The sequence below is a fragment of the Streptomyces nigrescens genome (assembly GCF_027626975.1).
Lineage (GTDB): Bacteria > Actinomycetota > Actinomycetes > Streptomycetales > Streptomycetaceae > Streptomyces > Streptomyces nigrescens.
In genome coordinates this window covers 7,025,195-7,038,811 of sequence record NZ_CP114203.1, presented here as the reverse complement: position 1 = coordinate 7,038,811, position 13,617 = coordinate 7,025,195, and the positions used below count along the sequence as shown (strand labels likewise).

The 13,617-nt window shown below is 74.4% G+C and carries 8 protein-coding genes; 3 read left to right on the top strand and 5 right to left on the bottom strand.

Annotated features, from left to right (window positions below; all coding sequences use genetic code 11):
• Nucleotides 1-70: 70 nt before the first annotated feature.
• Together STRNI_RS31120 and STRNI_RS31115 are read right to left on the bottom strand one after the other, a co-directional pair.
• Nucleotides 71-1,000 carry an IclR family transcriptional regulator domain-containing protein gene (locus STRNI_RS31120; RefSeq protein ID WP_266448862.1) on the bottom strand — a complete coding sequence of 310 codons (930 nt, stop codon included), beginning with the start codon at nucleotides 998-1,000 and terminating at the stop codon, nucleotides 71-73.
• A 150-nt stretch (nucleotides 1,001-1,150) separates the two neighbouring features.
• Nucleotides 1,151-2,095 carry a quinone oxidoreductase family protein gene (locus STRNI_RS31115; RefSeq protein ID WP_277412418.1) on the bottom strand — a complete coding sequence of 315 codons (945 nt, stop codon included), beginning with the start codon at nucleotides 2,093-2,095 and terminating at the stop codon, nucleotides 1,151-1,153.
• Nucleotides 2,096-2,833: 738 nt separating this feature from the next.
• Here STRNI_RS31115 and STRNI_RS31110 point away from each other — a divergent pair.
• The gene (locus STRNI_RS31110) at nucleotides 2,834-4,471 is read left to right on the top strand and encodes an FAD-dependent oxidoreductase (RefSeq protein ID WP_277412417.1); all 1,638 of its coding nucleotides are present in this window, start codon (nucleotides 2,834-2,836) and stop codon (nucleotides 4,469-4,471) included.
• A gap of 161 nt (nucleotides 4,472-4,632) precedes the next feature.
• On the opposite strand, the gene STRNI_RS31105 is transcribed toward STRNI_RS31110, so the two are convergent.
• From STRNI_RS31105 to STRNI_RS31095, 3 genes are read right to left on the bottom strand one after another with little or no spacing between them, the layout of a single operon-like run.
• On the bottom strand, nucleotides 4,633-6,582 hold the full coding sequence (locus tag STRNI_RS31105) for a helicase-associated domain-containing protein (protein ID WP_277412416.1): 1,950 nt from the start codon (nucleotides 6,580-6,582) through the stop codon (nucleotides 4,633-4,635).
• On the bottom strand, nucleotides 6,579-8,024 hold the full coding sequence (locus STRNI_RS31100) for an SWIM zinc finger family protein (RefSeq protein WP_274734926.1): 1,446 nt from the start codon (nucleotides 8,022-8,024) through the stop codon (nucleotides 6,579-6,581). The genes STRNI_RS31105 and STRNI_RS31100 overlap by 4 nt, the downstream gene beginning before the upstream one ends.
• On the bottom strand, nucleotides 8,021-10,897 hold the full coding sequence (locus tag STRNI_RS31095; RefSeq protein ID WP_266448888.1) for a DEAD/DEAH box helicase: 2,877 nt from the start codon (nucleotides 10,895-10,897) through the stop codon (nucleotides 8,021-8,023). Before STRNI_RS31095 ends, STRNI_RS31100 begins: the two co-directional genes overlap by 4 nt.
• Nucleotides 10,898-11,454: 557 nt before the next feature.
• Between STRNI_RS31095 and STRNI_RS31090 the strand changes: the two genes are divergently transcribed.
• Nucleotides 11,455-12,999 carry a UvrD-helicase domain-containing protein gene (locus STRNI_RS31090; RefSeq protein WP_277412415.1) on the top strand — a complete coding sequence of 515 codons (1,545 nt, stop codon included), beginning with the start codon at nucleotides 11,455-11,457 and terminating at the stop codon, nucleotides 12,997-12,999.
• Nucleotides 13,000-13,045: 46 nt separating this feature from the next.
• Entirely contained in the window at nucleotides 13,046-13,360 is a 315-nt protein-coding gene (locus STRNI_RS31085) for a DUF6343 family protein (protein ID WP_277412414.1), read from the top strand.
• Nucleotides 13,361-13,617 lie beyond the last annotated feature (257 nt).

Here is a 13,617-nt window from a genome sequence, read left to right as displayed (position 1 = left end):
CATTCTGCACGGCTACCCGGGTGCCGCCCCGGCCGGCTTCCTGAGCGGGCGGCCGGCCGGGGGCCGCGTGTCAGGCCTGGTCCGCGGCCGGCCGGGCCGCCCCGTGGCGGCTGAGTTCGGCCGCCGCCTCCTTCGTCGCCTCGATGACGCCTTCGGGGGCCACCGGCATCACGGACTTGAGCTTGAGGAGCAGGACCGCTCCCATGATGGAGCCGTCCCACATGATCGGCGCCGCGCAGGAGTTCCAGCCCGCCATGCACTCCTCGTACCCGAGCGCGTGGCCGAGGTCGCGCACCTCCGCGAGGGACTCCACCAGCGCGTCGTTGTCGCGGAAGACACCGGGTCCCGCCTGGTCGGGTACGGGCTCGGCCAGCACCCGCTGCTGGAGCACCTCCGGCAGGTAGGCGAGGATCGTCCGCCCGGAGGCGCCGGTGCGCAGGGAACGCGTCACGGACAGCACATCGCGCGGGGTCATTCCCAGCTCCGCGAGGTCGGAGTCGCCGACCGCCATGTCGACGCACTGCCGTTGGGCGCCGGAGAACGGCGCCACCATGTAGAGGAACGCCAGCCCGCTGTCGGTGGCCTCCCGCAGTTCGCTGAGCACCGTCTGCGAGATCCCGCCGTCGAGCCGGTGGTCGAGGGCGGTGAAGGCGAGCTGCGCGGCCGAGGTCCGCAGCCGGTAGAGACCACGGTCCACCCGCTCGAAGATGCGCTGGTAGATGCCGGACTGCAGGATGCGGTAGACGACGGAGTCGTCCAGGCCGGTGAACTCGGCGATCTCACCGGGGCCATGGGCGGATCCGCCCAGCTCGGCGAAGGCCGTCTGCACGAGGAAGACCCGCTCGGCATGGCCGGATCCCGACGCCCGGGAGCCCGCGGCCGGCGCGCCCTTGAACGTCTGGCGCGCCTTCTTGGAGTGGCCCGCGGTACGCGGCGCCACGCCGGTGGCGGGCGCGTCGGCCGAGGCCGGCGATCCCGTGGCTGTGGTGCTGTGACCCATCGTGTGCTCTCTCCCCTGGCAGTGATCCGCGCCCGAAGGCGCGCGGCATGTGCGGTACGGGCCGCCCCCTTTGCCCGCTGCTCCCGATGGACGGCCAAGGACTGTGCCCCCACACCCCTTGTGCCCGTCCGTCCCCCCGGGCCACCCGCATTATCGGGTGACGTCGAGCGCCAGTTTCCCGGTCCCGGTACGGGCGGCCAGGTCGTGGTGCGCCCGCGCCGCCTCCCCAAGCCCGTACACGGCGCCGGTCTGCGGCGTGAGGGTGCCCTCGATGACCGCGTCGAACAGCGCCCGCATGGACGTCGGCAGCGCCGTACGGTCCGCGTAGAGCTGCGGCAGCCAGAAGCCCGAGACGGTGATGCTCCGTTCCATCAGCTCCCGGGTGGGCACGCTCGCCAGCTCTCCGCCGGCGAACCCGTACACCGCGAGCCGGCCGCGCGGCGCGACGGCGGCGAGGGTCCGCTCGAAGGTGACTCCACCGGTCATCTCCAGCGCCGCCGCCACGGGACCGCCCGCCGCCTCCAGGATGCGCTCCGTCAGGTCCTCGGCGGTCGAGTCGACCACCGCGTGGGCGCCCAGTTTCCCGGCCAGTTCGCGCTTTTCCGGGGAGCCCGCGAGAGCGATGACCTTGGCGCCGGCGCGCGCGGCGAGCTGGACGGCCAGCGAACCGACACCGCCCGCCGCGGCCGGCACGACAACGGTCTCGCCCTCCGTGAGGCGCAGCGAGGTGAACAGCAGATGCCAGGCGCTGTTGCCCTGCAGCGCCAGTGCGACGGCCTGTTCGTCGCTGATGGCGTCGGGGACGTCCCAGGTGACGCGGCGGTGCAGCAGCGTCCGTTCCGCGTATCCGCCGCCGCGGCACAGTCCGACGACGCGCCGCCCGCCGTCCACCGTCCCCACGACCTCGTTCCCGGGTACGTACGGCAGCTCGACGGGCGCAAGATAGGAGTCCCCCCGTACGTGCACATCCGCGTAGTTGATGCCGGCCAGGGCCACGTCGACCAGCGAGTGGCCGCCGCGCGGTGCCGGCTCGGGCACGTCCTCGAGCCGCAGCACGTCCGGGCCGCCGAATTCTCGCATCACAATCGCGCGCACGACTCTCCCTCGGGTTCTCCAGTGCGGTGCCCGCACAGGGTAGGCACGGCAGCTCCACACCCGTGGGTACCCGATCATTTCGCGCCAACCATGCGCCGCTGCGGACGCCACCGCCCCTCTTCCCAGGGGGATTTCCCGCCCGCTTTCTCGCGTCGCGAGAAAGCGTCACGGCGGTTTCTGCCCATTGCGCCGTTTTACTGCGGATCTACCCGCGGGTATTCCGGGGGTGGCTGCCTCGTGCCTCTCGCTCAAACCCGGCTGTCGGATGTGATCGCCGCCGCCTACGATCCCGAATTGTGTCCGCCGTTGACCAGATGTGACGGCCGCGTCCCCCGGGGCGGAGCACGCTCCGCGAGGCAGTTGTGCCCGCCCGCCGCACCCGGTGATACGGGCGGGTGGCGGTGGAGGACGTGGCTGTGCGCAGGGCGGGGCGGGCACGGCCTGAGGGGGAATCATGATGGGGAAATCGGGGGGCGGCAGGCCGGCGTTCGCGCCGGCCTGCCGGGACCCACAACGGGCAGTGCCGCTCGCACCGGCAGCCCTGCGCATTCTGCGGACCGCCTCCGCGTCCCTGCCGTCCTCGTTGGCGGCTTCGTTCACGGCCTCCTTCACGGCCGCCACCGACGCCGTCATCGCCGCCGCTCGCCGCCGTTCCCGACCGTATGCGGCACCGCCCTTCCTGGACGTGTCCCGCTCCCGCGGGGGAACCGCCCGCCGCCGCCGAGAAAGGGACTGCCCATGAACGCGTCGAGCACCTCGAGCAACAACGGGCTCGAGTTCACCCACCCTTACCTCGCCGTGGTGCTCGGCGGCGGCTTCACGGGCATGCTCGCCGCCGCGGCACTGTCCGGACACGCCGATGTCATCGTCGTCGAGCGGGACCGGCTGCCGCGGACCCCCGCCCGCCCCACGGACCTCCCGCAGGCCCGGCACGCGCATCTGCTGACGGCGGACGGCGTCCGGCTGATCGACACCCTGCTGCCCGGAAGTGCCGCGCGCTGGCTTGCCGAGGGCGCCCGCCGGATGCCGTTACCGGCGGAGTTCGCCGGCCGCGCCCCGAAGGTCCGGCCGGGCCGCCGGGCGTCTTCGCGGTATCTGCTCGCCTGCTCCCGCGATCTGCTCGACCGGGTCATCCGCCGGCAGGCGTCGGCCCTCCCCGGAGTGACCGTCCTCGACGGAACCGAAGCGACGGAGCTGACCGGCACCGCGGAACACATCACCGGGGTGCGCGTCCGGGACACCACCAGCGGCGCCACCCACCTTCTGGACGCCGACCTCGTCGTCGACGCCACCGGCCGGCACTCCACCGCCCGGGAGTGGCTGACCGCGCTGGGGCTGCCCTCCGCTCACGAGGACGTCGTGGACTCCGGGATCGTCTCGGCGACCCGTATCTTCCGCGCCCCCGAGGGTACGGAGAACTGCCCGGTGCTCACCGCCCGTTCGGGGCTCGGCGGCCCGCCCCCCTCTCCTGGTGCACCGCACCGCCCGGTGCCCGGGAGGACGGCGACGCTGGTGCCGATCGAAGGCGGACGCTGGCTGGTCACGCTCACCGGCACCGGGGACGACCGGCCCTGCGAACACGCGGGCCGGTTCGTGCCGTTCGCCCACCGCACGGGCCACTCCGTCATCGGCGACCTCATCGCCGCCGCCGAGCCGCTGAGCGAGGTACGGCTGACGCGCGACACCTCGGACCTGCGGCGCCGTTATGAGCAACTTTCTTCCTGGCCCACGGGGTTCATCGCCCTCGGCGGCGCGGTGGTCTCGCTCGCCCACGACTGCGGTCAGGGCCTGTCCCTCGCCGCCCACGGTGCCGCCGCGCTGCGCGGGGCACTGCGCCGGCACGGGATGGACGAGCCGTCACTCGCCCGGAAGGTACAGCGGACCATCGGGCGCCTCGTCCAGGAACCATGGTCGGTGGCCACCGGCGAACTGCTCCCCTCCCCCACGGCCGGCCGGGCCGTCCGCGGCTCCTATGTCGACGTCCTCGCACCTGCCGCCCCCACGGCCCCGTTCCTGCGCCCCGCTGCCGCACTCGGTCTGCTCTGGGAAAAGGCTCGGATCCGCCCCACGGCCGGCGGGGCAGCAGGTCGGCAGACATCGCCCGGGCCGGTCCCGGCACCGCTGACGGCCGCGCCCGGGAGCCCGGCGGCCGCCGGTCCGCACCCTCCGGCGGCGGCCGGTGCCGCCTCGGCCCGGTCGGCGAGGCCCACCGCCGCGCTCTCGGCCGCACCGCCCGCGCCCGGGCAGCCCCCGGCCCCGCCCCACCACTCCGGCTCCGCGCCCACCCCCAGACGCCTCCCCCGCCCGCTCAGCTTCGGGCCGACGGCGCTGCGCCGGATCAGCGGGGCGACCCGACGCAAACCGGCAGACGGCTGAGGGCATGACCGCGGGCCCCGCCCGTACGGTGGCCGCCCTCGTTCCTCGACGGCCCGGACAGCGCGACCGCGGGTCGTTCCCTGGCCGCGCGACCGCCATCGAGGCGTCCACCGGAACCATCGCCCTCGCCGCAACCGTGGGCGTAATCCTCTGCCAACGGGTCATGCCTCGCCGGTCTTTGTGACCTCTTGGGGCGGTGCGGGGACGCCCAGGAGGCGGTGGGCGAGGGCGAGCGGCGCCCGGGGGTCACGGGTGGGGGCGGGTGCCGTGGCGCGGTGGGCGGGGAGCCGTTCGACGGTCGTGGTGCCGGTGTCGGATTCCAGGGCCGGTGCGTAGCCCGCGGCGCGCAGCGCGTCCAGGGTGGCGGCCGGCGGCCGGGCGCTGACCAGGACGGTCGGGGCGATGGCGCGCAGCCCGAGGTCGTGCAGGGCGCGGTGGGCGGCGAGTTCCTTGACGAGGGCTTCGTCGTCGGAGCGGATACAGCAGGCGGCGGGCAGGACGCGCATCCGGCCGTGGGCGCGGGCGGCGTCCCGGACGAGGTAGCCGAGCGGCTGCGGCAGGGTGCCTGTCGCCGAGGCGCGGGTGAGGTCCTCCAGGAGGGTGTCGGCGGTGTGGCCGGTGTCGAGTGCGCGGCGTACGGAGTGCGGGGTGAAGCGCCAGGTCACGGCGTGGCCTTCGGATTCGCGGTCGGCCGCGGAGGCGAGCAGTGCGGCGAGCCCGGCGGCGGGGCGGCCGGGTACGACAGCCGTCAGATCGGCCTGGAAATGGGCCTGTTCGAGGAGTGGCGGCAGCAGATCGGCGAGCGGCCGGTCCAGCGACTGCGGGTCGGTGAGCAGTGCGCGGCCGAGCGGGGTGAGGGTGCCGTGGGCGGCCAGGCCCAGGTAGGCGGCTTCGTGGAGGGTGTGGGCGGCGCGTTCCCCGGCCATCGGCTGGTGGGTGACGGCGAGGGGGCGGTGCCAGTCCGCTGCCCGGAGGAGATCCGTCCAGGGAGTGTGGCCGCCTCTCTCCCCCTCCGGGGGTTCGGTGAACGGCAGTGGCGGGAGGGGGGCTCCCGCACCGTGGGGGACGGTGGCCAGGGCGGCGAGGAGGGCGTGCCGGAGGGCGGGCGCGTGCCGGTCGTGGCCGCGGACCAGTGCGGTCGGGGTCTCGCCGAACGGGGTGTGGGTGGGGATGTCCCACAGCCCTGACCAGGCGGCCAGGACGGGGGCGAGGCGGGCGCCGGGCGGGCGAGCGAGCCAGTCGTCGTAGGCGCCGGTGGGCAGCGCGGTGATGCCGGACGGGGTGCGGGTCAGCGCGATCAGGTCGGCGGCGAGCGCCAGGTCGAGGAGGAGGCGGGTGTGCGGTTCGGTGGCGCCGGCCGCCTTGGCCAGCCGTTTGATCTCCCGTACGGCCAGCCCGCCCGACTTGCGCAGCGCGGCGGGCTGCGTCGCCAGAGAGGCCAGCAGGCGGTCCAGGGTGGCGGCGAGGGTCGCCGCGGCGGCCCGGGATTCGTCGTGCGGCGAGGTCGGCGGGACGGATGCGGCGGGCGTCGCGGGACCGTCGGGGTCGTCCGGGGCGGGCCTCGGGGCGTCGGCAAGGAACGGGCCGGGGTCGTGGGCGGCCAGGAGTTGCGGGGTGCGCGGCGGGACGACGATCGCGCCGTCCTCCGTCGGCGCGGCGAGTCCGTCGTCGTAGAGGGCGCTCAGGGCGGTTTCGGCGGCGGTGCGGGTGCGGCCCGGTGAGGTGGCGCCGAGGGCGGCGAGGACGTCCTCGGGCGGGACGGGTTCGGTGGCCAGGTGGGCGAAGGACAGCCGGTGCGCCATCAGGGACTGGTAGTCGGCGCCCGGGGCGGGGGCGGCGGGGCCGGGGGCGGCTCGCCGGGCGCGCTCCTGGCTGATGCGGGCGGTGGCTGTGAGCACCTGGAGCCGGGGGTGGTCGAGGTGCAGTACCAGTTGGTGGAGGGTCTCGTAGGACCACAAGGCGCTTGCCAGGCCGCGGAGTTCGGTGGGGGCGGGCCGGCGGGCGAGCGGCTCGGCATGGCGGGTGAGGAGTGCGGCGAGCTGTTCGGGGGTGCGCTGGGCGAGGGACCGGGTGAGTGCGTCGAGACCTTCCACGGCGTTGAGGTTAGTCATCGCGCGAGCAGGGCGGTGAGGGCGCCCACGGGGTCGGGGTCGGCCGGGCCGGTGGGCCACCAGTCCTCGGTGCCGGGTTCGGATTCGTACGGGTACCAGCGGTGGTCACGGCCGAAGCGGAGCTGGATGCCGCGGCCGGGGTCGGTGAGGTGGTTGTGGCGCGGGCGCAGGGACGGGAGGTCCGCGGCGAGGAGGGCGCTGCGGGCCCGGTCGAAGTCGCCGGCCGGGGGGTTCCAGGTGGTGTCGAGGAGGGCGAGGCCTTCGGGGCCGCCCTGCCGCCAGGCGGCGACGGAGCGGGCGACGTCCGTGGTCGTACGGCCGGTCGCCGCGGCGAGGTCGCGGTAGAGGGCCCTGGTGGTGGAGGTCAGGCCGGCGGTGGGGTGGGCGGTGGCCGTCAGCCGGATGGCGTCCTCCCATGGGGGCAGCGACGGGAACGGGCTGTGGACGGCCGGGCGCCCGGCACCGGGGCCCGGGGATCCGGCGGCGGACACGCAGGCGTGGGCGCGGGCGGCGGCGTCGGCCGCCAGGAATTCGAGGGCGGCGGGGTCGAAGGGCAGGCCGTCGCCGTCCGGCAGGGCCGGCGGGCGACCGGGCTGTGGGGGCGCCGGCAGCGGCGGCGGGAGCGGCGGGCGGGGGCGGTCGGCGAGCGCCACCCTGGCCAGGACACCGTGACCGGTGGACGTCCCCGGGGCCGCACGCTCGCCGGAGGCCACCTCAACGACTGGTTCGGAGGCGGCAGTTGGCGTCGCCTCGCGGGCCTCGGGCCCCCGGCCGGGCAGGGGCGGTGGGGTGGCGGCGACGGGGTGGGCGCGGGCTTCGCGGGCGGTGAGGGCGGCGTTGCGGCGGGAGAGTTCGTCGAGGAGTTCGCGTTCACCGCGGCCGCGCATCAGCAGCAGGACGAACGGGTCCGCGTCCAGGAGGCGGGCGACCTGGAAGCAGAGTGCGGCGGCGTGCTTGCAGGGCCTGCCGTGGTCGGGGCACGAGCACCGGGGGACGAGGTCGCCCGGCCCGGGGAGCAGGCGCGTCCCGGCGTCGGCCAGCGCCCGGGGCAGCTTCTTGGCCAGCAGCGCGGTCAGATGGTCGGGCTCCTCGGCGATGGCCTCCAGGAGGCCGTCCCACTCCTGGTCACTGAGGGTCCGGAGGCGGATGTCGGCACTGTAGGGCCGGGGCCTGCTGCCGCGTACGGTGGCGACGATGCGGCCCGGGGTGATGTTGATGGTGTCGACATGGCCGTCGCGGGCGTAGGTCCGGCCGCGGGCGAGCCGGGCGCTGTCGAGGGCGGTGGTCTCCAGTGCGTCCAGCCAGGCGCTGCCCCACCAGGATTCGGCGAACAGCCCCCGGGCACCGGTCCGGACCGGCAGGGGCGGGAAGGTACGGGAGCGGTCCGCGCGGGCCAGCCGGTCCGCGGCGGCGGCGCGCCCGGAGGTGCGGTGAGGGTTCATCCGGGCCTCCTGAGGGAGACGAGGTCGGCCAGTTCGGCATCGGAGAGCTCGGTGAGCGCGGTCTCGCCGCCGGAGAGCACCGCGTCGGCGAGCGCCCTTTTGGCGCTGAGGAGTTGGGCGATGTTGTCCTCGACCGTGCCCTCGGCGATCAGCCGGTGGACCTGGACGGGCTGGGTCTGGCCGATGCGGTAGGCGCGGTCGGTGGCCTGCTCCTCCACGGCCGGATTCCACCAGCGGTCGTAGTGGATCACGTGTCCCGCGCGGGTCAGATTCAGGCCGGTGCCCGCCGCCTTCAGGGACAGCAGGAAGACCGGCGCGTGCCCCGACTGGAAGCGGTCGACCATCTTCTCCCGTTCGGCGACGGGGGTGCCGCCGTGCAGGAGCTGCGCCGGGATGCCGCGGGTGGCCAGATGCCGTTCGAGCAGCCGCGCCATCCCCACGTACTGGGTGAAGACCAAGGTGGCGCCGCCCTCGGCGAGGATGGTGTCCAGGAGTTCGTCGAGGAGTTCGAGCTTCCCGGAGCGGGCAGCGAGACCGGGCGCGGCCTCCTTGAGGTACTGCGCGGGGTGGTTGCAGATCTGCTTGAGGGCGGTGAGCAGCTTCATGACCAGGCCGCGGCGGGCGATGCCCTCGGCGGTCTCGATCCGGGTGAGGGTCTCACGGACGACGGCCTGGTAGAGCGCGGCCTGTTCGCGCCCCAGTGCCACCGGGTGGTCCGTCTCGGTCTTGGGCGGCAGTTCGGGCGCGATCCCCGGGTCGGACTTCTTACGGCGCAGGATGAACGGGCGCACCAGCCTGGCCAGCCGCTCGGCCGCCGCCGGATCCTCACCGCCCTCGACCTCACGGGCGTGCAGTGCGCGGAACGTCTTGAGGGGCCCGAGGAGCCCGGGGGTCGTCCAGTCGAGGAGGGCCCACAGCTCGGAGAGGTTGTTCTCCACGGGCGTGCCGGTGAGGGCGATCCGGGCGGGGGCTTTGATGCTGCGCAGTGCCTTGGCCGTCGAGGAGCGCGGGTTCTTCACGTGCTGGGCCTCATCGGCGACGACCCAGGCCCAGGACCGCCCGGCCAGTTGGGCGGCGCTGCTGCGCATCGTCCCGTAGGTCGTCAGCACGAAGCCGCCGTCCAGGCCGTCGAGGCTGCGGCCGGCGCCGTGGAAGCGGCGTACGGGCGTGCCGGGGGCGAAGCGCTCGATCTCGCGCTGCCAGTTGCCCAGCAGGGAGGCCGGGCAGACGACGAGGACCGGTGCGCCCGGCCGCCGGTGCAGGTGGAGCGCGATGACGGTGATGGTCTTGCCCAGGCCCATGTCGTCGGCGAGGCATCCGCCGAGTCCGAGGGAGGTCATGGTGTCGAGCCAGGCCATGCCCCGTAGTTGGTAGTCACGGAGGGTGGCCCGCAGTCCGGGCGGCTGGGGCAGGGGGCGTGCCTCGGCGGTGAGGCGGCCGCGCAGCGCGGCGAGGGCGCCCTGGGGCACCACCTCGACCTCCTCGCCGTCCACCTCGGCGGTGCCGTTGAGCGTCGCGGCGAGGGCATCGGCCGGCTCCAGATAGCCCAGTTCGCGTTTACGGGCCTTGCGGACGAGCCCGGGGTCGACCAGGACCCACTGGTCACGCAGCCGGACGACGGGGCGGTGCGCCTCGGCGAGGGCGTCCATTTCCGCCTCGGTCAGCGGCACCCCGTCCATCGCCATCTGCCAGCGGAACTGCAGCAGTTCACGGGTGTCGAAGAAGCCGAAGCCGTCCGCGGCCGAGCCCGGCGCCGGGCGCAGCACCGCCGCCGCGGTCAGGCCGCGGGCGAGCTCCTTGGGCCAGTGGACGGCCACTCCCGCGGCGCCCAGGCGTGGCGCGGCCTCCCCCAGCAGCTCGTACAACTCGTCCTCGCCGAGCGGCAGTACGTCGGGGACCGGCCGCTCCAGGAGGCGGCCGAGCGGGGCCCAGATGCGGGCGGCGCGGCGCAGGGCGAGGAGGGTGTCGACACGGGAGCGCGGCCCGAAGTGGTCGGGGCCTTCGCCTTCCCACAGGTCGCGGGCGTCGGCGACCAGGGTGGGGTCGGTGAGGCTGTGCACCTGGAGGACGGCGGCCGCCGCGCTGCGCTCTTCGGTACTGCCCGCCCCGCTCGCCTCCGCCGTGTCGAAGAGCTTGTGCGGGGAGAGGTCGAGGCGCAGGGAGAGCCGCACGCCCGCGTCGACACCGGCCGCGACCTCGGCGGCCCATTCCCGGGCGCCGGGGAGGTGTTGGGGCGCGCTCGCGGCGTACGGGGCACCGGCCACCATCCCGGCGGCGGGGGTGCGGGGCAGCGCATCGACGACCGCGTCCACATAGAGCCGCACCAGGACGGCAGGGTCGGTCACCTGAAGGGGGCGGCTGCCGGGGATCGGCACGGCGTAGGCGTCGGTGGGCATGGCGGCGGCGATGGCCCGGAGGTGTGCGATGTCCTCGGGGTCGAGCGGGCCGGCGCGCCAGGCGTCGGTGTCCTCAAGGGTCAGTCCGGGCAGCAGCCTGCCGCGGGCGGCGAGGTGCAGCGCATGGAGGGTGGCCGCGCCCCAGCAGGCGGCGGCCGGGTGAGCCGCCGGGTCGCGCCGGGCACGGACCAGCAGGGGGACGGCCGCGGCCGTCGGAAGCAGGACGGCGGGGACCGTACGGCTGCGGGCGCCGTTCCCATGGCGTCGGGCGACGGTCAGCCGTCCCGGCTCAGCGGCCCCGTCCTTGTCCGACGCCCCTTCGCCTCCCCCGGTGGCGAGATCCGGGAGCGGGCCGCCGTCCGGGCGCCAGAAAGCGACCTTCCCGGCGCGTGGCGGCCGGGCGGGCAGGAAGACCGCGGCACAGCCGGCCAAGGCGGCCTCGCCGGTCCCACGGCCCTCCCCCGCGCCTCCGGGCATGGCCGTGGCCGGGCCGTCCGACGGCCGGGTCTCCCCTGCCGCCGACTCCCACCGCCTCGCCATGCCATCCCCTACCGCTTGGTCGTTCCGTCCCGGTCCCGACGTCCGCCGAACCTGCCGCGCCCGTCCTGCTCCTACGCCCCCGACCTGCGAGTCTACGGTCGTACCCACTGCGTCTCCCGCGCCCCTCTCCCGCGTCTGCGCCTCCCTCCGAGAGCGCCGGACAATCCATCACCCGGCCCCTCCCGGCCCATGGCGCCGCCCCGCCGCCACACCCTCCCCACGCCCATGGCGGAGAAAGCGAACACACCGTCTGCTGCCGCCGGTCGCCCCGCGGCAGCCGCGCTGCCCGGCCCGCCGGCGATCGCCCGACCGCCGCTGCCTGAGTCCGATGGAAGCAGACAGCACTGACAACGCCTCCCACCTGCACGTTTCGCGCACCGGCCAGGGTTATCCACAGCCCGCGACAATCTCCTCGCCCGCACCCCGAAATCCGCTACGGTGAGCGACATCGTCACTCTCAGTGATCAACCAGCTGGCATCGGTGAGGAGCTCTCATGCACACACCCACGCACGAACAAGCCGCCGCGACGAAGGCCTTTCCGACCGGCGCCCATCTCGTCATCCAGGCCGGCGCCGGGACCGGCAAGACGACGACCCTCGCCCTGCTCGCCCGCACCGCGCGGCGGCAGGGCCGGCGGGGCCGGTATCTCGCCTTCAACAAAGCGGTCGCACGCCACGCCGCCCGGGCCTTCCCCGCCGAGGTGGCCTGCGGCACCGCCCATGCCCTCGCCTACACCTCCGTGGGCAGGGACTACCAGGCGCGGATGAACGCCCCGAGGCAGGCGTGCTGGCGCACGGGCGCGGCCCTGGGCATCGACGAGGAGATGTCCGTACGCCTCGGAGCGCGCAAGGTCACCAACAGGGCTCTCTCCCACACGGTGCTGCGCACCGTCACCCGCTTCTGCCAGTCAGCCGACGAGAAGATCGCGCCGCACCATGTCCCGCCCCTGCGCGGAGCCGAATCCGAGCCGCTGCAGGCGCAGCTCGCCGAGCTCACCCTCCCCTACGCGCGCAAGGCCTGGGCCGACCTTCAGCACCCCGATCACGGCGTGGTCCGCTTCGAGCACGACCACTACCTCAAGATGTGGGCGCTGCGCGACCCTGTCATCCCGGCGGACTTCCTGCTCCTTGACGAAGCGCAGGACACCAACCCCGTGGTCGAGCAGGTCTTCACGGCCCAGCGCGACCACGCTCAGCTGGTGCTGGTCGGGGACTCCGCCCAGGCCATCTACGGCTGGCGCGGTGCACGCGACGTCATGACCGGTTTCGACGGCAGACAGCTCAGCCTCTCCCACTCGTTCCGCTTCGGGCCGCCGCTCGCGGCCGAGGCCAACCGCTGGCTCACGATCATCGGCGCACCGATCCGGCTCACGGGTTCGCCCGGTCTGGACACGGTGTTGGGCACGGCCCGTGCACCGGACGCGATCCTGTGCCGGACCAATATGGGAGCGATGGTAGAGGTGATACGGCAGCTGGACGCGGGCCGCCGGGTCGCGCTGGCGGGCGGCGGCGAGGCGCTCGGTGCCCTTGCCCGCGCCGCACACGACCTGGAGTCCGGGCGCCGCACGGCCCACCCCGAGCTGATGCTCTTCGAGACCTGGGGCGAACTGCGCGAGTACGCGGAATTCGACCCGGCCGGACGGGACCTGCTGCCCCTGGTGGAGCTCGTCGACGAGCACGGCACGGAGGCCTTGCGCTGCGCTCTGGACCGGCTCTCCCCCGAGGACTCCGCCGAGGTGACGGTGTCCACGGCCCATCGCGCCAAGGGCCGGGAGTGGGCGCGCGTGCGCATCGCGGACGATTTCACCGGCCCCGATGATCTCGATGAGCGTGACGAGTACGGAGCCCCGGTCCCCGGCCCGATCGACCTCGACGAGGCGCGCTTGGCCTACGTCGCCGTGACCCGCGCCCGGTCACTGCTCGACCTCGGCGGGCTCTCGTGGATCAACAGCCACCCCGCCGGCGACCCACGCCCCACCGCGCAGAAACCCGTGGAGGAAGGGGTCAAAGGTGTGGAAAGAGGTGCCAGGGACAGGTGACTGGCACGTCGATCGGGAGGATCCTGGAGGTGGGAGATGGGTTCCGATGCGTACAGGAAATGAGCCCCTTCAGGCACGCAGCCCGCTGAAGATGCGCTGTGGGCTGGCGCTGTGGGGAGTGCTGTGCACGATCGCCGGAGCCGTGGCTTTCGTCGATGCCGGCAGGCCGGAATGGGCTGCCGCGTGTGCCGCACTGGCGATGGTGGCGGCCACGGACCTGGCCATGGTGATCCGCCACATCCGACAGGGACCGCACTACCAGCCGGGCAAGGACATACCCCCCTACGCCCCTGACCGAGGCCGGAACGACGTGTTCGGCATACGCAACGGCACGGACCGGAGACGGGACACCAGGCCATAGGGCCGCGGCGTAGCGGTGCCGGGTGGCCCGTACCGCGTATCGGCCTGATGGAGCGGTCAGGCACGGAGCGGGGCGAGGCGGGGAGTTCGGAAGGATTCCACTCGACCGCACTCCAGGGCAGGGCTACCCGGACGCCCGTACTCACGCCGTCGTTGGCTGGTCACACTGCCGGCGGGGAGGCGGCATAGCGCGGGATCGGGGCTGCCGGTCGCCGATTCCCGGGGCGTGGGGGGATTCGGGACAACCGGTCGCCACTT

Bases quoted from the DNA above. Each gene is read 5' to 3' on its own strand.
- STRNI_RS31120 (WP_266448862.1), bottom strand. From the start codon at position 1,000: ATGGGTCACAGCACCACAGCCACGGGATCGCCGGCCTCGGCCGACGCG.
- STRNI_RS31090 (WP_277412415.1), top strand. From the start codon at position 11,455: ATGCACACACCCACGCACGAACAAGCCGCCGCGACGAAGGCCTTTCCG.
- STRNI_RS31085 (WP_277412414.1), top strand. From the start codon at position 13,046: ATGCGTACAGGAAATGAGCCCCTTCAGGCACGCAGCCCGCTGAAGATG.
- STRNI_RS31100 (WP_274734926.1), bottom strand. From the start codon at position 8,024: ATGAACCCTCACCGCACCTCCGGGCGCGCCGCCGCCGCGGACCGGCTG.
- STRNI_RS31095 (WP_266448888.1), bottom strand. From the start codon at position 10,897: ATGCCCGGAGGCGCGGGGGAGGGCCGTGGGACCGGCGAGGCCGCCTTG.
- STRNI_RS31110 (WP_277412417.1), top strand. From the start codon at position 2,834: ATGAACGCGTCGAGCACCTCGAGCAACAACGGGCTCGAGTTCACCCAC.
- STRNI_RS31105 (WP_277412416.1), bottom strand. From the start codon at position 6,582: ATGACTAACCTCAACGCCGTGGAAGGTCTCGACGCACTCACCCGGTCC.